Origin of the sequence: Saccharopolyspora hordei (genome assembly GCF_013410345.1) — a bacterium.
In the GTDB taxonomy this organism is placed as follows: Bacteria; Actinomycetota; Actinomycetes; order Mycobacteriales; family Pseudonocardiaceae; genus Saccharopolyspora; species Saccharopolyspora hordei.
Map to the genome: position 1 here is coordinate 580845 of NZ_JACCFJ010000001.1, position 18428 is coordinate 599272.

General features: G+C 74.0%; 18 protein-coding genes. 6 read left to right on the forward strand and 12 right to left on the reverse strand.

What is annotated here, in order from left to right:
• Positions 1 to 60: 60 nt before the first annotated feature.
• A complete protein-coding gene (locus tag HNR68_RS02755; RefSeq protein WP_179717314.1) occupies positions 61 to 1230 on the reverse strand; it encodes a glutathionylspermidine synthase family protein in 1170 nt (389 codons plus the stop codon).
• 3 nt (positions 1231 to 1233) lie between these two features.
• Positions 1234 to 1893 carry a hypothetical protein gene (locus HNR68_RS02760; protein WP_343049896.1) on the reverse strand — a complete coding sequence of 220 codons (660 nt, stop codon included), beginning with the start codon at positions 1891 to 1893 and terminating at the stop codon, positions 1234 to 1236.
• 174 nt (positions 1894 to 2067) lie between these two features.
• Here HNR68_RS02760 and HNR68_RS02765 point away from each other — a divergent pair, with 174 nt between their 5' ends.
• A complete protein-coding gene (locus HNR68_RS02765) occupies positions 2068 to 3021 on the forward strand; it encodes a septum formation family protein (RefSeq protein WP_246330374.1) in 954 nt (317 codons plus the stop codon).
• Between the two features lie 18 nt (positions 3022 to 3039).
• A complete protein-coding gene (locus tag HNR68_RS02770) occupies positions 3040 to 3390 on the forward strand; it encodes a metallopeptidase family protein (protein ID WP_179717318.1) in 351 nt (116 codons plus the stop codon).
• Positions 3391 to 3394: 4 nt separating this feature from the next.
• On the opposite strand, the gene HNR68_RS02775 is transcribed toward HNR68_RS02770, so the two are convergent.
• Positions 3395 to 4036 (reverse strand): histidine phosphatase family protein, encoded by a 642-nt coding sequence (locus tag HNR68_RS02775; protein ID WP_179717320.1) that lies wholly within the window; start codon positions 4034 to 4036, stop codon positions 3395 to 3397.
• Positions 4037 to 4092: 56 nt separating this feature from the next.
• Positions 4093 to 5016: a prephenate dehydratase gene (gene pheA / locus HNR68_RS02780; protein ID WP_179717322.1), complete on the reverse strand. Its 924-nt coding sequence runs from the start codon at positions 5014 to 5016 to the stop codon at positions 4093 to 4095.
• 127 nt (positions 5017 to 5143) lie between these two features.
• Here pheA and HNR68_RS02785 point away from each other — a divergent pair, with 127 nt between their 5' ends.
• The 3 genes from HNR68_RS02785 (at position 5144) to HNR68_RS02795 (ending at position 7036) form a co-directional block, all read left to right on the forward strand.
• The gene (locus HNR68_RS02785; RefSeq protein ID WP_179717324.1) at positions 5144 to 5755 is read left to right on the forward strand and encodes a macro domain-containing protein; all 612 of its coding nucleotides are present in this window, start codon (positions 5144 to 5146) and stop codon (positions 5753 to 5755) included.
• 69 nt (positions 5756 to 5824) lie between these two features.
• Complete coding sequence (locus HNR68_RS02790) at positions 5825 to 6337, forward strand: DoxX family protein (protein WP_179717327.1); 513 nt, start codon at positions 5825 to 5827, stop codon at positions 6335 to 6337.
• Between the two features lie 57 nt (positions 6338 to 6394).
• A complete protein-coding gene (locus HNR68_RS02795) occupies positions 6395 to 7036 on the forward strand; it encodes a response regulator (protein ID WP_179717329.1) in 642 nt (213 codons plus the stop codon).
• Between the two features lie 75 nt (positions 7037 to 7111).
• Here the strand turns inward: HNR68_RS02795 and HNR68_RS02800 are convergent, their stop codons facing one another.
• The 4 genes from HNR68_RS02800 to HNR68_RS02815 all read right to left on the reverse strand — a co-directional run bounded on the left by HNR68_RS02800 (position 7112) and on the right by HNR68_RS02815 (position 14414).
• Complete coding sequence (locus HNR68_RS02800) at positions 7112 to 8269, reverse strand: GAF domain-containing sensor histidine kinase (RefSeq protein WP_179717331.1); 1158 nt, start codon at positions 8267 to 8269, stop codon at positions 7112 to 7114.
• 83 nt (positions 8270 to 8352) lie between these two features.
• Entirely contained in the window at positions 8353 to 11700 is a 3348-nt protein-coding gene (cydD, locus tag HNR68_RS02805; protein ID WP_179717333.1) for a thiol reductant ABC exporter subunit CydD, read from the reverse strand.
• A 175-nt stretch (positions 11701 to 11875) separates the two neighbouring features.
• Entirely contained in the window at positions 11876 to 12886 is a 1011-nt protein-coding gene (gene cydB, locus HNR68_RS02810) for a cytochrome d ubiquinol oxidase subunit II (RefSeq protein ID WP_179717335.1), read from the reverse strand.
• A 28-nt stretch (positions 12887 to 12914) separates the two neighbouring features.
• Positions 12915 to 14414 carry a cytochrome ubiquinol oxidase subunit I gene (locus tag HNR68_RS02815; RefSeq protein ID WP_179717337.1) on the reverse strand — a complete coding sequence of 500 codons (1500 nt, stop codon included), beginning with the start codon at positions 14412 to 14414 and terminating at the stop codon, positions 12915 to 12917.
• A gap of 233 nt (positions 14415 to 14647) precedes the next feature.
• On the opposite strand from HNR68_RS02815, the gene HNR68_RS02820 reads away from it, so the two are divergent.
• Positions 14648 to 14860, forward strand: coding sequence for a hypothetical protein (locus tag HNR68_RS02820; RefSeq protein WP_179717340.1), 213 nt, complete (start codon positions 14648 to 14650; stop codon positions 14858 to 14860).
• Between the two features lie 82 nt (positions 14861 to 14942).
• On the opposite strand, the gene HNR68_RS02825 is transcribed toward HNR68_RS02820, so the two are convergent.
• From HNR68_RS02825 to HNR68_RS02840, 4 genes are all read right to left on the reverse strand, one after another.
• Positions 14943 to 15326 carry a four-helix bundle copper-binding protein gene (locus tag HNR68_RS02825; RefSeq protein ID WP_179717342.1) on the reverse strand — a complete coding sequence of 128 codons (384 nt, stop codon included), beginning with the start codon at positions 15324 to 15326 and terminating at the stop codon, positions 14943 to 14945.
• 95 nt (positions 15327 to 15421) lie between these two features.
• The gene (locus HNR68_RS02830; RefSeq protein WP_179717344.1) at positions 15422 to 16117 is read right to left on the reverse strand and encodes an IclR family transcriptional regulator; all 696 of its coding nucleotides are present in this window, start codon (positions 16115 to 16117) and stop codon (positions 15422 to 15424) included.
• A 4-nt stretch (positions 16118 to 16121) separates the two neighbouring features.
• Entirely contained in the window at positions 16122 to 17327 is a 1206-nt protein-coding gene (locus tag HNR68_RS02835; RefSeq protein ID WP_179717347.1) for a fumarylacetoacetate hydrolase family protein, read from the reverse strand.
• Positions 17324 to 18190, reverse strand: a complete 867-nt coding sequence (locus HNR68_RS02840) for a hypothetical protein (RefSeq protein ID WP_343049897.1) — start codon at positions 18188 to 18190, stop codon at positions 17324 to 17326. Before HNR68_RS02840 ends, HNR68_RS02835 begins: the two co-directional genes overlap by 4 nt.
• Between the last annotated feature and the right edge of the window lie 238 nt (positions 18191 to 18428).

The following is an 18428-nucleotide window of genomic DNA, read 5'->3' on the forward strand; positions in this document are numbered from 1 at the left end:
CGCCCGTGCACCTCACGCCCGGGTGTCCCTCGCGCTCGCCGCGGTCGACGCCGCACCGGCTCAGCCGGCGGCCGGGATGCGGTGCGGCACGAACGCGGCACCGTCGTCGGTGATCAGCCCCGCCGTCTCGCGGATGCCGAGACCCGCCGAGGCGTCGCCGACCACCCAGGCGCCGAGCGCCGGGCGCATGCCGTCGAACTCCGGCAGCGGGTCGAAGGCCTGGTAGACGTAGCCCTCCTCGCCGTAGATCCCGGAGGTCTCGGTCTCCCAGCCCGGCGCGACCACGGTGATGTTGTTGCCCTCGCGGCCCAGCCGGGGCTTGCGGACGTACTCGGTGAGCAGGCCCGGCTGGTCCAGGAACGTCGGCAGCAGGTTCGGGTGGCCGGGGTGCATCTCCCACAGGATCGCCAGCAGCGCCTTGTTGGACAGCAGCATCTTCCACAGCGGTTCGACCCACTGCGTGGCGGGCAGCGTCTCGACGGCGTGCTTGCCGAACTCGTCGTCGACCATCCACTCCCAGGGGTAGATCTTGACGACCGAGTTCATCGGCGCCTCTTCGAGGTCGACGAAGCGCTCCAGCAGGCTGTCCCAGCCGATCTCCTCGATGGCCAGGCCGACGGTGTCCAGCCCCGCCTCCGCCGCGGTCTCCTGCAGGTAGGCGGCGGTGATGTTGTCCTCACCGGTGGTGTCGGCCGACGACCAGGTGAAGTGCACCTCGTTGGTGGCCAGCCGGTCCTTGATCTCGCCCCAGCGCTCCACCAGCTTCTCGTGGATGGAGTTCCACTGGTCGTCGCCCTCGTGGCACTCGGTCAGCCAGTGCCACTGCACGACCGCGGCCTCCAGCAGCGAGGTCGGGGTGTCGGCGTTGTACTCCAGCAGCTTGGCCGGGCCGGTGCCGTCGTAGCGCAGGTCGAAGCGGCCGTACAGGTGCGGGTCGCCGCGCTTCCAGGACTCGGCGATGTGCGGCCACACCCACTCCGGGATGCCGAAGTCCTTGTAGCGCTCGGTGGTGATGACGTGGTCCACCGCGTCCAGGCACATCGAGTGCAGCAGCTCGACGTCGGCCTCCAGGGAGAGCACCTCGTCGAGGCTGAACTCGTAGTGCACGCCCTCGTCCCAGTAGGGCCGCTTCGAGCCGTCCGCCGCGCGGGCGGGGGTGCCGAAGACCAGCCCCAGTTCCTCGACCTTGGCCTGCCAGTCCGGCCGGCGTTCGCTCGTCCTGCGTCGCACCCGTCAGCTCCCGCTGCTGCCGCTCTTGCCGCTGATGCCGAAGCCCCCGCGCTGGATGGTCTTGCCGCTGGTGTCCTTGATGGTGGACCCGGACGGCTTGGTGAACGACGACCCGCCGGGCGCCGGGCTGCCCACCGGCGGGGCCGTCACACCGGCCGGGGTGTAGGCGTAGCGGTAGGAGTGGTAGCCGCCGATGCCACCACCGGGCAGGAAGATCGGCATGAAGAACATGCCGCCGCTGTGGTAGCCGCCGTGGCTGGTCACGTACTGCTCGTCGCAGTACTGGTCCTGGTCCCGGACGCCCGGCTGGCCGTTCTGGTCGGTGGCGCAGTACTGCTGGCTGGCGTTGGCCTCGTTGCTGATCTCCGAGGCCGAGTACATCGCGGCGACCAGCGCCACCACGCCGACCGTCACGCCGCCGCCGATCATCACCCGGCGGCGCTTCTGGCTCTTCTCGGCGGCCGCCTCCAGCTCGGCGCGCTCCTTCTCCTCGCGGCGCTTCTCGGCCGCGATGCGGGCGCGCTGCTCGGCCAGCGTCGGCTCGCGCGGGGTCGTGGTGTCCGGGTCCTGGTAGCGGATCTGCCCACGTCCCGGCTCCGCCGTCGGCTGCTCGTCCTCCGGCTGGTTCGGCGGCGTCCCCCCGCCCGACTGCTCGTCTGCCACTGGCTTGCCATCTTCCGTCATAGCCCCACTCCCGGACGCAACATTACCCATTCCGGAGACGACGCCGGCAACGAATCGGTTCCGAACCCGCTGCAGGTCCCGCGCAACGCGCTTCCGCACCAGGCATCATTGCTGGCGATGGCCGCGCCCGATGCACCCCCGACCCCACGCCGGATGAAGCCCAACACCCGGCTCGTGATGATCTGCGCCGTGCTTGGCGCGCTGCTGGTCCTCGTGGTCAGCGCGCTGCTGAACTGGCCGGGCGACGGGGCCGGGGGCGGCGGGTCCGACCGGCCCGGCTCGTCCCCGGCGCCCCGCGTGGTGTTCACCGCACCGCCGGGCAGCTGCCTGCACTGGACCGAGCCCGACGCCGCCGACATCCGCAAGGTCACCTGCTCCGAGCCGCACCTGTTCGAGGTCACCGGGACCGCCGACCTGCGGCCGCAGTTCGGCGAGGACGCCCCGTTCCCGCGCACCGAGCAGTGGCAGCAGATCAAGCAGGAGCGCTGCGTGGAGGTCTCCACCAGCTTCCTGTCCGGCCGGTTCGACCCCAACGGCCGGTTCAGCGTCGGCGCGTTCACGCCGAGCGAGGACGGCTGGGCCGACGGTGACCGAACGCTGCACTGCGGCCTCCAGCAGCCCGGACCGTCCGGCAGGCTCTACCCGATGACCGGCAGCGCCTCGACGGTCGACCAGTCCAACGTCTACCCGGAGGGCCGCTGCCTGGGCATCAACGGCACCGCGGTGTGGGACCCGGTGGACTGCACGAAGCCGCACTCGGTGGAGATCACCGGCGTGGTGGACCTCAGCGAGCAGTTCCCCGGCGGCTACCCCGCGGAGGGCGACCAGGACGGCTTCCTGGCGACCCGGTGCGCGGAGCTGACCGACCGGTACGCGGGCGGGCCGACGGTGGCGAAGGACAAGGGCCTGGTCACCTACTGGGACACCCTCGCGCAGGAGAGCTGGGACGCCGGCTCGCGCACGGTCAACTGCAAGGTGAGCGCGCAGCTGCCGGACGGCAGCGGGCTGGCGCCGGTCACCGGCAGCGTCAAGGGCGAGGTGCGGGTCGGCAAGGAACCGGCACCGCTGGCCACCACCCCCCGCGGACCCGCCACGAAACCGCGCTGAGCTGGTAGAACGGGGGTCATGCCGGTGGAGATGACCCGTGCCCGGTTCGAGGAGCTCGTCGCGGACGCACTGGACCTGCTGCCCGCCGAGTTCGCGGCCGCGATGAACAACGTCGTGGTGCTCGTCGAGGACGCCCACCCCGAGGACCCGTCGCTGCTCGGGCTGTACGAGGGCATCGCGCTCACCGAGCGCGACCACACCTACGCCGGGGTGATGCCGGACCGGATCACGATCTACCGCGAACCGCTGCTGGAGATGTGCCAGGACGAGGAGGAGCTGGTCGACGAGGTGGCGGTGACGGTGGTGCACGAGATCGCCCACCACTTCGGCATCGACGACGACAAGCTCCACGCCCTCGGCTGGGGCTGAGGGGTCAGAGCCGGTCCAGGCCGTCCCAGGAGGTGCAGGTCCAGCCGGTGGGGGCCTCCGGGTCGGACTCCAGGACGATCACGCCGGTGTTGGGCAGCAGCACCGAGTTCGCCGTCGCGCCGTCGACGTTCGAGGCCAGCGCGGACACCGCCAGCCGCAGCATCGCGCCGTGGCTGACCAGCACCACCGCCCCGTCGCCCGCGCCGTCGACCGCGCTGCGCGCCCCGGCGACGAACCGGGTCAGGGCCTGCCGCCCGGTCTCCCCGCCCGGCATCGGCACGTCGAGCTCGCCCAGGTGCCACAGCGCGTAGACCTCGTCGAACGTCCGCAGCGCGTCCAGGTCGCCGCGGCGCTCCAGGTCCCCGACGAAGACCTCGTGCGTGCCCTCGACGACCTCGACGGGCAGGCCGTGGCGCTGCGCCAGCGGCTGCGCCGTCTGCTGCGCGCGCAGGGCGCGGCTGGCGTGCACCGAGACGACCTTCTCCTCGGCCAGCCGCACCGCGAGCTCGTCGGCCTGCTGCCGACCGAGCTCGGTCAGGCCCGGCCCCGGCGGCACGGTGTCGAGCACGTGCGCCACGTTGGCCGGGGTCTGCCCGTGCCGGACCAGCACCAGCCGCAGCCCGGCGGGTGCGTCGAGCTCGAACATCCCACCTCCCCGCACGTCGTCGCGCTCGGCCCCGCCGCCCGGTCGGGCGAGGCCGCTCATGCCAACCGCCCGGCGCGCACGTCCTCCACCCACTGCGCGGAGGACCGGAACGCTTGCTCCGAGGCGGACGGGCGCACGCTGGCCGGGGTCCGGTCGGCCTTCGGGTAGGAGCCGAGGAACCGGACGGAGCTGCACCGGCGGCGCAGCGCGGTCAGCGCGTCCCCGATCCGAGCGTCCGCAACGTGCCCGTCGAAGTCCAGGAAGAAGCGGTACTCGCCGAAGCGGTCCTTGATCGGCCGGGACTCGATGCGGCTGAGGTTGATGCCGCGCAGCGACAGCTCGGTGAGCATCTCCGCCAGCGTGCCGACCTCGTCGCTGATCACCGCGCACAGCGAGGTGCGGTCCGCGCCGGTCGGTTCCGGCAGCTGGCCGGGCCGGCGCACCAGCAGGAACCGGGTCACCGCGTCGCGCACGTCGGCGATGCCGCCGACCAGCCGCTCCAGCGACGGGTAGTGCTCGAGGGCGACCGGCGCGGCGATCGCCGAGTCGAACTCCCCGGCCGCCACCGCGGCAGCGCCGGCGGACGTCGAGCCGGTGGCCCGCACCTCGGCGTCGGGCAGGTTCTCCGCCAGCCAGCCGCGGACCTGCGCCAGCGCGTGCGGGTGGCTGGCCACGGTGCGGATCCCCGCGAGCTCGGTGCCCGGCCGGACCAGCAGGTCGAACTGGACCGGCAGCAGGGCCTCCTGGACGGCGACCAGCGGGTCGTCCACGGTCAGCGCGTCCAGCGTCGCGTTCACCGAGCCCTCGACGGAGTTCTCCACCGGCACCCCCGCGGCCAGCACCTCACCGCGGCGCACCGCGTCCAGCGCCAGCGGGACGGTGTCGAAGGGCACCAGCTCGGCGCCGAAGCCCTCGGTGAGCTGTCGGGTGGCCTGCTCGGTGAACGTGCCTGCCGGGCCGAGGTAAGCGATGTGTGGCACGCGACCAGCGTAGAGGGGCCCACCCGGGCCGCTGCCGGGTGACCCAGGCCATACCCGCGCGGCCGCGGGACCGAGCGATCCGCGCGGGTGTGACCTACCCGATGCCACTCGGTCGGGCTTTCCTGCGATGCTGTGTGTCGTGACCGCAGATTCGGAGCGCTCGTCGGGAGGAGCGGAGCCGGAGCTGCAGCTCGTCCTGTGCGCGTTGGACGAGCCGCTGGCCGCAGCCTGGCAGGAGATCGCAGACGACCGCGCCGGCCTCACCGTCCACCGGGGCTCGGTGCTGGACCTGTCGGTCGACGCGGTGGTGAGCCCGGCGAACTCGTACGGCTGGATGCGCGGCGGCATCGACGCCGTCTACGCGCGTGCCTTCCCCGACGTGGAGCAGCGAGTGCGCAGCGCCGTGCTGGCCTACCACGGCGGGGAGCTGCCGGTCGGGGAGGCGCTGCTGGTGCCCACCGGCGTCCCGAACCCGATCTGGCTGATCAGCGCCCCCACCATGCGCGAACCCGGTGAGCGGTTGCCCGCCGACACCGTGCACCCCTACCTGGCGGCGCGCGCGGTGCTGCGGCTGTGGCGGAGCGCGGCGCTGGAGAACGGCGCGCTGGTGCGGGACGTGGTGCGCTCGATCGCCATGCCCGGCCTGGGCACCGGTGTCGGCGGGGTGCCGCCCGAGCTGTGCGCGCGGCAGATCGCGGCCGCGTGGGACGAGGTGTGCACGCACGTCGACCAGCGCTGACGATCAAGCGGAACGGCGGCGCAGTGAGTACCGTCGGGCGCACCGGCTGACCACCGAGGAGGTTCTCCGATGCTGATTCGCCGTTTGGCCCGCCCGATGCTCGCGGCGACGTTCGTCTACGGCGGGATCGGGACGCTGCGCGACGCGTCGAACCACGCCAAGGCGGCGGCCCCGCTGCTGGAGAAGACCGTCGTGCGGTTCAGGGACCGGCTGCCCCAGGGGTTCCCGACCGACCCGGAGACCCTGGTGCGCATCGACGGCGCGATCAAGGTCGGGGCCGGCGCGATGCTGGCGTTCGGCAAGTTCCCGCGGCTGGCGGCGCTGCTGCTGGCGGGCAGCCTGGTGCCGACCACGCTGGCGGCGCACGCGTTCTGGGAGATGTCCGACCCGCAGGAGCGCACCGAGCACCAGGTCCACTTCCTCAAGAACGTGGGCCTGCTGGGCGGGCTGCTGCTCACCGCGGTGGACACCGGGGGCAAGCCCTCGGTCGGCTACCGGGCCCGGCGCCGCGCGCGCCAGGTCGCCGCGCACACCCACCACACCGTCGAGACGGTCAAGGGCGCGGCGAAGGGCCGGAAGTAGCGGCGGATCGCGACCCCTCAGCGCACCCGCCTGCGCGCACCTGCGTAGCGTGGACGTGTGCCGGTGAGCGTGCTGCTAGTCGATGATCATGAGGTGGTCCGGCGCGGTCTCCGCGACCTGCTGGACACCGAGGACGACGTGTCGATCGTCGCCGAGGCCGGTGGTGTCGGCGAGGCCCTGGTGCGCGCGCAGGCGACCCAGCCCGACGTCGCCGTCATCGACATGCGCCTGCCCGACGGCGACGGCCTGGAGCTGTGCCGGAAGCTGCGGGAGCTGCCGAACCCGCCCCACTGCCTGGTGCTGACCGCGTTCGACGACGAGAGCGCGCTGGTGGGGGCGATCAACGCCGGGGCGTCCGGCTACCTGCTCAAGCAGGTCCGCGGCCAGGACCTGGTCAACGCGGTCCGCGAGGTGGCGGCGGGCCGCTCGCTGCTGGACCCGGTCACCACCAGTCGGGTGCTGGCCCGGCTGCGGCAGTCCAGCGAACCGGAGCCGGACGAGCTCGCCGCGCTCACCGAGCGGGAGCGCCGGGTGCTGGAGCTGATCGGGGAGGGCCTGACCAACCGGCAGATCGCCGAGCAGCTGTTCCTGGCGGAGAAGACGGTGAAGAACTACGTCACCTCGGTGCTGGCCAAGCTCGGCATGGAGCGGCGCACCCAGGCCGCCGCCTGGGTCGCCCGCCGCCAGGGCCAGCTCTGAGCCCACGACGCGTCCCCGGCGAGGGCGCGGGCCTCGGTGGCGGTCCCAGGCGGGACTCGCGATCCCGCCGGCGGCTCAGGTGGTGCCGGTGAGGGGGACTTCCCAGGTGACGGTGGTGCCGCTGTCCGGGGACGAGGAGATGACGCAGCGACCGCCGGCGGCGACCGCGCGCTCCTCGAGGTTGCGCAGGCCCCGCTTGCTCACGTCGCGGGGGATGCCGCAGCCGTCGTCGACGACCTGCAGCAGCAGCCCGGCGTCCGAGCGCCGCACCCGCACCAGCACCGTCTTCGCGCCGGAGTGCCGGACCACGTTGGACAGCGCTTCGCGCAGCGCGGCGCGGGCGTGGTCGGCGACCTGCACCGGGACGTCCGCCAGGTCGCCCTCGATCTCCAGCCGCGGCGGCCGGCCCAGCAGCTCCCCGGCGATCTGCACCTCGGAGCGCATCGAGTCGTCCAGCGCGGGCGCGTGCGCCGGGGTCTGCGGGTCGGCGGAGCGCAGCGTGCGGGCCGTGGCGCGGACCTCCGCGATCGTCTGGTCGATCTGCTCCATGGTCTCCGCCAGCCGGGCCGCGTCGGACGGCGCGAGCCGGCCGGACAGCCGCCGCTCCAGCACCTCCAGCTGCACGCCCGTGGCGTAGAGCCGCTGCACGATCACGTCGTGCAGGTCGCGGGCGATGCGTTCGCGCTCCTGGTACACGGCGATCCGCTGCCGCGCGGTCGATCCCTCGGCGAGCACCAGCGCCAGCCCGGCCTGCGCCGCGAACGAGGTGAGCACGTCGACCGCGACGCGGGTGAAGGTGCTGGCCCCGCGCCTGCGGTACACCGCCAGCGCGCCCAGCCGGCGCTCGCGGGTGCCGAACGGGGCGACCGCGAACGGCCCGTAGACCCGCAGCGCCGCGGGCACGTACGGGGCGGTGAGCGGGTCGTCGATGAGGTCGTCCACGACGACCGGGACCCCGCTGCGGGCCACGCGCGCCGCGGCCGACCGCGAGGACAGCACGGTGCCGACCGGGTCGGCGAGCGGGCCGGTCGCCGAGGGCGCGCCGTAGGCGGCCTCCACGGTCAGGCGACCGTCGTCGGCGCGGACGGTGACCACTCCGAGGTCGGCCTCGGCGAGTTCGGCGGCGCGGCGGACCACCAGCGGGAGCACCGCGTCGGGGTCTTCCGCGGACAGCGCCGAGCGCGTGATCTCGGTCGATGCCGCCAGCATGCGCCGGGCGAGGGAGGAATCCATGACATGCACGAGGCTATAGCGCTCCTTCCGCGGCTGCCGCCTCCTGCCGACGCAGGTCACAGGCGCCACAGCCCGGGGCCGGCTCACCGATCACGAACCACGTTCCTACCGCGCCGCGACTGCCCGGCGCGCGCCGGGGTTCCCCCGGACGGAGCAGCACCGGCGACCGGTCGGCTGTCGTCGTCCCGTGCCCGGACCACGGTGAGCTCACCGCCGTCCACGCGGAGCACGACGTCGGCGCGCTCGGCCTCCGACCAGCGGTGCGTCACGTGCACCAGGGTGCGGTCCCGCAGCGCGTGCTCCAGGCGGTCCAGCAGCGCCTCGGCGGTCGGGACGTCCAGGTGGGCGGTCGGTTCGTCGAGCAGCACCAGCTCCGCGTCCGGGAGCAGCAGCGCGCGGGCCAGCGCCAGGCGCTGCGCCTCGCCGCCGGACAGCGCGGTGCCGCTGCCACCGACGACGGTGTCCAGGCGGTCGCCCCACTCCGGCAGCCCGGCCACCCGGAGCGCGGCGGCGAGCTCGTCGTCGCTCGCGCCCGGTTCGGCCAGCCGCAGGTTCTCCCGCACCGTCGTCGACACCAGCTGCGGCTCCTGGGGGCACCACGCGATCCGCTGCGGCGCGCCGGCCTCGCCGCGTTCCGGGTGCAGGAACCCCAGCAGCAGCGCCAGCAGCGTCGACTTGCCGCCGCCGGACGGGCCGACGACCGCCACGTGCGTCCCGGCCGGCACGGACAGGTCCGCGCCGCGCAGCACCGGTTCCGCCGCGCCCGGCCAGCGCACGTCGACCCCGGACAGCTCGATCCCCTCCGCCGGCGTGCGCCCGTCCGTCTCCGGAGCGGGGGCGGCGGCGAGCAGCGGCGCCAGGCGGTCCTGCGCCGCGCGCAGCGCCCGCCACTGCTGCGCGGCCGGGGGCAGCAGGGCGACGGCTTCGGCCACCGCGAGCGGGACGAGCCCGAGCAGCGGGGCCAGCTCGGGCGCGAGCCGGCCCTCGGCGACCGCTGCCGCGCCCAGCCACGCGCCACCGAGCACCGCGACCCCGGTGAGCAGGGTGATCACCGCGGTCGCCGCGCCCGCGCCGAAGGCGGCGCGCCGCGCTCGCGCGGCCAGCCGGGCGTCCTCCGCGGCCAGCTCGGCGCGCTGCCGGGTGTGTGCGCCGAAGGCGAGCAGTTCCGCCGCGCCGTCGAGGAGCGCCAGCACGCGGGCGGCGATCCGCCGCCGCCCCTCGGCCACCGCGGTCGTGGCACGGCGCTCCGCCGCGACGGCGACCAGCGGGCTCGCCACGCTCGCGGCGAGCAGCACCGCGGCGAGCAGCGCACCGGCCTCCGGCAGCACCAGGGCCTGCACCACCACCGCCGCGGCCATCACGACCACGGCCACCACCGGCGGGAAGACCACCCGCGGCACCAGGTCGCGGACGGTGTCGACGTCGTCGACGAGCCGCGCGGCCCCCTCACCGCGCCGGAGGGCGGCCGCCCGCACCGGACCGAGCCGCACCAGGGCGTCCCAGGCCCGCCGCCGCAGGCTGCCGGACAGGCGGAACGCGGCGTCGTGGGTGACCAGCCGCTCCACGTAGCGCAGCACCGCGCGCGACAGCGCGAAGGTGCGCACCCCGACCACCGCCACCGACAGCGACAGGATCGGCGGCTGCTGCGAGGCGCGGGCGATCAGCCACGCCGAGGTCGCGGTCAGCGCGAGGCCGGAGAGCAGTGACAGCGCCCCGATCCCGGTGCCGGCGAGCAGGCGCGCCGACAGCAGCTCGCGCAGCCGGCCGCGGGCCGCGGGCAGCTCGGGCGCGGCGGCGGGGGCGGCCGCGCGCACCGGTTCGGAGCGCTCTGCCGCGGTGTCCGGGCGGTGGCTGGCGAGCACGACGATCGCGCCGTCCTCGGCGGCGCGGGCCACCGCCGCGCTCACCTGCTGCGCCGTGGCGGTGTCGAGGTGCGCGGTGGGCTCGTCGAGCAGCAGGACGCGCGCGTCGCCGCGCAGCCGGAGCAGGGCGCGCGCCACCGCGACGCGCTGGCGCTCCCCGGTGGACAGCTCGTCGGTGCGGCGGTCCCGCAGGTGGGCCGCGGCCGCGGCGGCGAGCACCTCGTCGACGTGCGCGGACAGGTCCGGCTGGTCGGCGGTGGCGACGGCGAGCTCGTCGGCGACCGTGCCACCGGAGAACGTCGGCCGCTGCGGCACCCAGGCGACGCGGCGGCGCCACTCCCCCGGTGCGAGGTCGGCGAGGTCCACGCCGTCGCAGGTGATCGTGCCGCTGTCCGGTTCGGCGAAGCCGAGCAGCACGGCCATGGTGGTCGACTTCCCGCTGCCGCTGGGCCCGATGCCGTCGAAGCCCTCCAGCCGCACCACCTCGCCGGCCCGCGCGGTGAAGCTGAGGCCGTCCGGCGCGAACCCGTCCCGCCGCCGCACCCGGAGCCCCTCGACCCGCAGCTCCCGCGGGCGCCAGCCGTCGCCCGGCAGGTGCCGACGACCGGGCGGGTCGTCGGCCTCGCGCACGACCTCGTCGACCCGGCGGACGGCTTCCACCCCGTCCTCGCTGGCGTGGTGCGCGGCGCCCGCGGCGCGCAGCGGCAGGTAGCACTCCGGGGCGAGGACGAGCACCAGCAGGCCGGTGGCCAGGTCGAGGTCGCCGGAGGCCAGGCGCAACCCGATGCCCACCGCCACCATCGCCACCGACAGCGACGAGAGCAGCTCCAGCACCAGCGCGGACAGGAACGCGATCCGCAGCGTGGCGATCGTGGTGCGGCGGTGCGTGTCGCTGACCCGGCCGACCACCTCGCCCTGGGCCCGGGCCCGGCCGAACGCGGTGAGCACCGGCAGCGCCCGGACCAGCTCCAGCAGCTGCCCGGACAGCCGCTGCACCGCGTCGGCCGCCCGCGAGGTGCGCTGCTCGGTGTACTTGCCGACCAGCCAGGCGAACAGCGGGACCAGCGGCACGGTGATCACGATGACCAGCGCGGACACCCAGTCGGACCACAGGATCCAGGCCCCCACCAGCGGCGGGACCACGGCGGCGGTCACCAGCGCGGGCAGGTACTTGGTGAAGTACGCGTCGAGCGCGTCGAGGCCCTTGGTGGCCAGCGCGGTCAGCTCCGCGGGCCCGCGCCGCTGGACCCACTCCGGGCCGCGCCGCAGCGCGAAGTCCAGCAGCAGGCCGCGCAGCTCCTCCTTCGCGCCCGCCGCGGCGCGCGCCGAGACCCACTCCGTGGCCCACCCGAGCGCGGCCCGCGCCACCACGGCACCGGCCAGCACGACGAGGTCGTGGCCGATCGCGTCGGGGTCGGCGCCGCGCGTCACCACCGCGGCGAGCGCGCTCGCCAGCGCCCAGGCCTGCACGACGAGCGCGACCGCGCTGCCGACCGAGAGCAGCGCGGCGACGGCGAGGGCGCGCCGCGCCGACGCCGACAACCTCGGCAGCGCACCGAGCGGACCCATCACTCGCTCCTCACGTCTCGCGACTCCCGCCCCACGGTGTCGGGGCGCTCGGCGGTCCGGCGGTCCCCGACACACGCCGGTGTGTCCGGCACCCGTCACCCGCGGTGGCCAGGGATCCCGGTGGAGGTCGGACGCTCGGTCTCCACCGGGATCGCGGCACACCGCACCCGTCGGGTCACGAGGGGGCGTGCACCTGGGGGATGTGGTGGGTGCCGATGCGCTTGCGGAACACCCAGTACGTCCAGCCCTGGTAGACCAGCACCGCCGGCGTGCCGAAGGCCGCGACCCAGGTGATCACGGTCAGCGTGTACGGGCTGGACGCGGTGTCCGCGACGGTCAGCGACCACGCCGGGTCCAGGGTGGACGGGATGACGTTCGGCCACAGCGCGCCGAAGAGCGTGACCACCGCGCCGGCCAGCGCCACGCCCTGCAGCGCGAAGGCCTGGCCCTCGCGCCACCGGTGCAGCCGCGCGAGCCCGGCCAGCGCCGCCACCAGCGCGATCGCCAGCGGTACCCAGGTCCACTCCGACCCCTCGGTGAACTGGGCGATGAGCAGCAGCGCGACCAGCGGCAGCAGCAGCGGCACGCCCATCCGCAGCGCGAACCGCCGCGCCCGCTCCCGGACCTCGCCCTCGGTCTTCAGCGCCAGGAACACCGCGCCGTGCAGCAGCGCGAACCCGCACACCGCGAGGGCGCCGACGACGGTCGGCACGCTGAAGATCGTCCACCAGCCGCCGACCCGGTCCCCGCGCTCGTCCAGCGGCAGCCCGAACACGGTGGCCGACAGCACCAGGCCCACCACCAGCGGCGAGATCCAGGAGGCCGTCACGATGACCCGGTCCCAGCCGCGCCGCCACCGGTCGCTGTCCACCTTGCCCCGGTACTCGAACGCGACCCCGCGCCCGATCAGCGCGAGCAGCAGCACCAGCAGCGGCAGGTAGGCGGTGCTGAACAGCGAGGCGTACCAGCCGGGGAAGGACGCGAACATGGCCCCGCCCGCGACGATCAACCAGACCTCGTTGCCGTCCCACACCGGGCCGATCGTGTTGATCAGCACCCGCCGCTCGACGTCCCGGCGGCCCAGCACCGGCAGCAGCATGCCGACGCCGAAGTCGAAGCCCTCCAGGAACAGGTAGCCCAGCCACAGCAGGGCGATCAGGCAGAACCAGGTGGTGGGGAGATCCATCGCACGTCCTCTCTCACGGGTCGGCGGCTCAGTACGCGAAGGACAGGGCTCCGCCGGACTCGGAGTCCTCGGGCTGCTCCGGTGGCATCACGGCCTCGAACCCGCCGCGCACGTAGCGCACCATCAGGAAGACCTCCACGACCGCCAGCACCCCGTACAGCGCGGTCAGCGTGATCACCGAGGTCAGCAGCTCGCCCGGGGTGGCCCCGGCGGACACCGCCTGCGCGGTGAACATCCACACGCCGTCGATGCCGGACGGGTCGGGGTTGGGCACCACGACGAACGGCTGGCGGCCCATCTCGGTGAACACCCAGCCGGCGATGTTGCCGGCGAACGGCAGGCCGATGGCCAGCACGGCCAGCGGCGCCCACCAGCGGCCCTCCGGGAACCGCTGCCGGCGGGTCAGCCACAGCACCGCCACCGCGCCGAGCGCGGCCAGCGCACCGAAGCCGATCATGAACCGGAAGCCCCAGTAGGTGACCGGCAGGTTCGGCACGTAGTCGATGGGCTGCCCGGCGAGCCGGCCCAAGCGCGGGTCGTCCGGGTAGTGCGTGCCGTACGCCTCCTGGTACTGCGGGACGAGCGCGTGCACGCCCTCGACCTCGCTGTGGAAGTCGCCGTTGGCCAGGTAGGACAGGACGTAGGGCACGGTGAAGCTCTTGACGTCCTCGCAGTTCGAGCGGGCCACGTCGCCGATCGCGAAGACCGAGAAGCTGGCCGGGGCCTCGCTGTGGCACAGCGCCTCGGCGGAGGCCATCTTCATCGGCTGCTGCTCGAACATGAGCTTGCCCTGCACGTCGCCGGAGATCGCCAGCCCGGCGAAGGCGACCACCGCGACCCAGGCGCCGAGCCGCATCGAGCCGTGCCAGGCCCGGCGGTCCTCGTCGTCCGCGCCGCTCCGGCGGTGGTGGCGGGCGATCTGCCAGGCGGCGATGCCGATGAGGAACGACCCGGCGACCGCGAAGCACCCGAAGATGGTGTGCGGGAACGCGGCGAGCACGGTGTTGTTGGTCAGCACCGCCCAGATCGAGCTCAGCCGCGGCCGGCCGTCGACCACCTCCACGCCGACCGGGTGCTGCATCCAGGAGTTGGCGGCCAGGATGAAGTACGCGGACAGCACGGAGGCCAGCGAGAACGCCCACACGCAGGCCAGGTGCACGCCCTTGGACAACCGGTCCCAGCCGAAGATCCACAGACCGAGGAAGGTCGACTCGACGAAGAACGCGAGCAGCCCCTCCATCGCCAGCGGCGCGCCGAAGACGTCCCCGACGAAGCGCGAGTAGGCGCTCCAGGCCATGCCGAACTGGAACTCCTGCACGATCCCGGTGACCACGCCCATGGCGAAGTTGATGAGCAGCAACTTGCCCCAGAACTTGGTCATCTTCAGGTAGCGGAGCTTCCCGGTGCGGTACCAGGCCGTCTGCATCCCCGCGACCAGCACCGCGAGCCCGATGGTCAACGGCACCATCAGGAAGTGGTAGACGGTCGTGATCCCGAACTGCCAGCGGGCGATGTCGAGCAGGTCCATGGCACCCACTGTGCCGACCGGACGCTGGCTGATCGCAGAGGCGAGGGCCCCATCCTCACCCGGACGAGGGTCCGTAGCGGACAGGACGTTGGTCCCGTCAACGCTGCGAAGCGGGTCTCACCGCTTCAGGTGCTTTCTATCAGCCCGATCGGGGGGTAGGGAAGATGTCCGACCGAAATCCGCCGAACACCTGCGGTGCGTCGTCCACGGCAGGTCCACGGAGAGGAGCTGCCATGCGGACACCGGTGCTCGCCGTCCTCGGCGCGCTCGGCGCGCTCGCCGCGGTGGTCGCCGTGCTCGCCCGACCGCGGCGCGCCACGCCCCCACCGCAGCGCACGCTGCGCGTCCTGCCCGGCGGTCACCGGTGCACCGCCCGGCGGCTGCGGCGCAGCGACGTCGTCGTCATCACCGGGCCCGGCGGCCAGGCGCCCCGGCGCTGCGGCTGAGCCCGCCAGGACCACCTCCCGACCTGACCCCGCCGCGGCCGGGCCGCGCCCACCGCGGCGGACGCGGCCCGGGGGGGGACCGTCACGCGGAGTGCATCGTCTGCGGCGTCATCTGGCGGCACATCGCCGCGCACCGCGACATGGCGTCGGCCAGCTCCGCCATCTCGCGGGACTCCATCCGCCGGCACATCTCGGCGGTCATGTCGCACATGTCGGCGCACAGGCTGCACGTCCGCACGCACATCTGCTCCATGTCCGAGCTGGCCTTCGCCATGCTCGAACAGCGCATCATCATGTCCGCGCACATCCGACACATGTCCGCGCACGAGATCAGCACCATGCTCATCTGCATGGCTTCCTCACTGCGCGTCTCCATGCAGTGCGACAGCATCCGCTCGCACATGTCGTGGCACTCGTGGCACATCTCGATGCACTGCTGCATCTCAGTGGTCATCTGCCGTGTCATCAGTGGACCTCCCAGCACGTGGAGACTCCGCCGCGGGTCGCGGCGCGCCCGGAGTACCCCCGGGACACCGAGATCGCACGCCTGGGAGGGCGAGCTCAGCGGAGCGCTTCGGCGACCGACTCGGCGGTCTCCAGCACCAGCGGGCCGACCTCCTCCTGGGCCAGCGGCTGCAGCGCGACCACGCCGACGCTGGCGCGCAGGCCGGGCACGCCGCGCACCGGCGCGGCCACCGCGTACGCGCCCGGGTGGAGGTCGCCGTTGCTGGCGACCCACCGCGGGCCGCCCGGCGGGAGGTCCACCGCCCGCCCGGCCGCGCCCCGGTGCACCGGGTGGCGGCTGCCCACCCGGTAGGACACGTGGTAGCTGGTCCAGGACGGCTCCACCACGGCCACGGCCTGCGCCTCGCTGCCGTCGGCGACCGTCAGGTGCACCGTCGCGCCGACCTGCTCGGCCAGCGACCGCAGCGCGGGCAGCGACGCCACCCGCAGCTGCGGCAGCACCCGCCCGGCCAGCCACAGCACGCCGAGGCCCAGCCGCACCCGCGAGCCCTCCCGGCGCACCAGGCCGCGCGCCTGCAGCGGCCCGAGCAGCCGGTACACGGCCGCGCGGCTGACGCCGACGGTCGCCGCCAGGTCGCTGATGGTCGGTGCTTCGCTCTCCGACTCCGCCACCGCCTGCAGCAGGCTCAGGCCCCGCTCCAGCGTCAGCGAGCTCTCCTTCGGGTTCGCCTGCGGGTCGCGGGTCACGCCGATCGGGGGCCGGACCGTCTCCGGCGTGGTCGGTCGTGCCATCTCGTCACCTCCGAGCGGCGGCCAGCACCGTGCCGGTCACCTCGCCGAGCCCGACCACGGTCCCGCCGGGTCCGGGCGCGGTCCCCCGCAGTGTCACCCGGTCCCCGTCCTGGAGGAAGGTGCGCTGCTCGCCGTCCTGCAGGGTGATCGGCTCGGCACCACCCCAGGTCAGCTCCAGCAGGCACCCGCGCTGGTCGCGCTCCGGGCCGGACACGGTGCCGGAGGCGAACAGGTCGCCCGGGCGCACCGGCGCGCCGTTCACGGTGAGGTGCGCCAGCTGCTGCGCCGGCGACCAGGACATGTGCTCGAAGCGCGGGCGGGCCAGCACGGTCTCGTTGCACTGCACCTCCAGCCGCAGGTCGAGCCCCCACGGCTCGGACTCCACGAGGTAGTGGTGCAGCACGTGCGTCGGCTCCGGCAGCGGGATCCGCGCCTCCTCGAACGCCGCCAGCGGGGTGATCCACCCGGCGACCGAGGTGGCGAAGGACTTGCCGAGGAACGGGCCGAGCGGCTCGGACTCCCACACCTGGATGTCCCGCGCCGACCAGTCGTTGACCAGCGCGACGCCGAACACGTGCTCGGCGAAGTCGTCCGTGGCCACCCGGGAGGCCGGTTCGCCGCCGCAGACGAACCCGACCTCGACCTCGAAGTCCAGCCGCCGGGTCGGCCCGAACGCCGGGTGCAGGTCGCCGGCCGCCTTGCGCTGCCCGCTCGGGCGGTGCACGTCGGTGCCCGAGACGTAGACCGTGCCGGAGCGGCCGTGGTAGCCGACCGGCATGTGCGTCCAGTTCTCCGGCACCGGCGGGACGGTGCGCCGGGAGATGCGGCTGACGTTCTCCACGTGGTGCCGCGAGGAGAAGAAGTCGACGTAGTCGGCGACGGTGAACGGCAGCACCAGGGTGTGCCAGTCGGTGCGCACCAGGTTGGCGCCGGACGGCGCGCGGTCGGCCGTGACGACCTCGGTGAGCCGCTCGCGCAGCTCCTGCCACCGCTCGCGGCCGGCCGCCAGCAGCGGGTCGAGGGAATCGCCGGAGACCAGCTCGGCGAGCCGGGGTCCGAGCTCCCCCGCGATGCCGCGCAGCGGCAGCGCGTGCCGGCCGACGCGCACCGCGACGACGGGACCGTTGCCGGTCACCAGCACCCCGTAGGGCAGCGTCTGCGGGCCGAACGGCCGGTCCGGGGCGAACTCCGGATCCTCGATCCAGGTCAAAGCAATCCCAGTCCTTCGAGCTCGGCGATCGGGTCCTTCAACGAGCGCGCCCCGTAGGAGGCGAAGACGTCGCGCACCGCGTTCGCCGCGTCGTCGGACAGCGAGCGGGCCTCCTCGGCCAGCGCGGCCCCGTCGGTGCAGGCCAGTGCCTCGCGGACGTCCTTGCCGGACAGCGAGCGCGCGGTGGCCACCAGGAGGTTGAGGAAGCCGTGGTGGGTGAACCCGGTCTCCGGGTCGGTGCCGCGCACCGCGCGGTGCAGGCCGGTGGTGGCCTTGAACGGCACGTCGAGGGTGGCGGCGACGGCGAGGAAGTCGGTGACCACGTCGACCGACGGCACCGATTCGGCGGTCTGGCCGCCGCAGCGCAGCTTCGGCCAGCACCCGTGCTCGGCGACCCGGCGGATGCCGTCCAGCCAGCCCTCCCCGCCGCGCCGCGGCTCGACGACGCGGATGATGTCCTCGGGCACGAACTCCGACACGCGCTCCAGCCAGATGTCGTCGACGTCGGACGGCGCGGGCATCTCCACCATGCGCAGCGCCAGCAGCTCCTGGCGGCCCTCGATGATCGACAGCGCCTTGGGCACACCGCCGAGCCCGGTGTCGCACACCAGCGAGAGCGGCACGGGGGCGCTCGGCTTGGCCTTGGCCAGCTCGGTGATCAGCTCCGCCAGTCGCGAGGCCTGGCAGAGCATGGGCCCGAGCAGCCCGGTGTAGGCACCGTTGCGCGCGTCGAGGTGCTCGGCGACCACCTCCGGGACGGCCGGTGCTCCCGGCGGGAACAGCGAGGCGTCGTCGACCAGACGGGCGAACAAGGGCGGGATGCCGCGCGGACCGGGCGCGCGAAGCTCAACAGCGCTTGACACGGCTGACACGCTAATGCCGTATCAGCCAGTGAACAAAAGTGCCCGATGAACGGACGTCTGGCGGGCCATGGGCTCCTCCCTCCGCCTGGTTCAGACCTCATCATCCACCCCGGCGCCGCCGACGGCCGGCACCCCCTGCCCCGCCCGCGCGCCGTCGACTCCCGTCCCAGCGTTCCAGCTGGTAGGAAGAACATGTCGGCGGGTTCAGGCGGGTCGTCCTCGATCGGTGACTTCCGCA

Coding starts and splice junctions, on each gene's coding strand:
- HNR68_RS02815 (WP_179717337.1), bottom strand. CDS start 14,414: ATGGACCTGCTCGACATCGCCCGCTGGCAGTTCGGGATCACGACCGTC.
- HNR68_RS02830 (WP_179717344.1), bottom strand. CDS start 16,117: ATGGCACGACCGACCACGCCGGAGACGGTCCGGCCCCCGATCGGCGTG.
- HNR68_RS02800 (WP_179717331.1), bottom strand. CDS start 8,269: ATGGATTCCTCCCTCGCCCGGCGCATGCTGGCGGCATCGACCGAGATC.
- HNR68_RS02820 (WP_179717340.1), top strand. CDS start 14,648: ATGCGGACACCGGTGCTCGCCGTCCTCGGCGCGCTCGGCGCGCTCGCC.
- HNR68_RS02825 (WP_179717342.1), bottom strand. CDS start 15,326: ATGACACGGCAGATGACCACTGAGATGCAGCAGTGCATCGAGATGTGC.
- HNR68_RS02775 (WP_179717320.1), bottom strand. CDS start 4,036: ATGTTCGAGCTCGACGCACCCGCCGGGCTGCGGCTGGTGCTGGTCCGG.
- HNR68_RS02785 (WP_179717324.1), top strand. CDS start 5,144: ATGCTGTGTGTCGTGACCGCAGATTCGGAGCGCTCGTCGGGAGGAGCG.
- cydD (WP_179717333.1), bottom strand. CDS start 11,700: ATGGGTCCGCTCGGTGCGCTGCCGAGGTTGTCGGCGTCGGCGCGGCGC.
- HNR68_RS02765 (WP_246330374.1), top strand. CDS start 2,068: ATGAAGCCCAACACCCGGCTCGTGATGATCTGCGCCGTGCTTGGCGCG.
- HNR68_RS02790 (WP_179717327.1), top strand. CDS start 5,825: ATGCTGATTCGCCGTTTGGCCCGCCCGATGCTCGCGGCGACGTTCGTC.
- HNR68_RS02770 (WP_179717318.1), top strand. CDS start 3,040: ATGCCGGTGGAGATGACCCGTGCCCGGTTCGAGGAGCTCGTCGCGGAC.
- cydB (WP_179717335.1), bottom strand. CDS start 12,886: ATGGATCTCCCCACCACCTGGTTCTGCCTGATCGCCCTGCTGTGGCTG.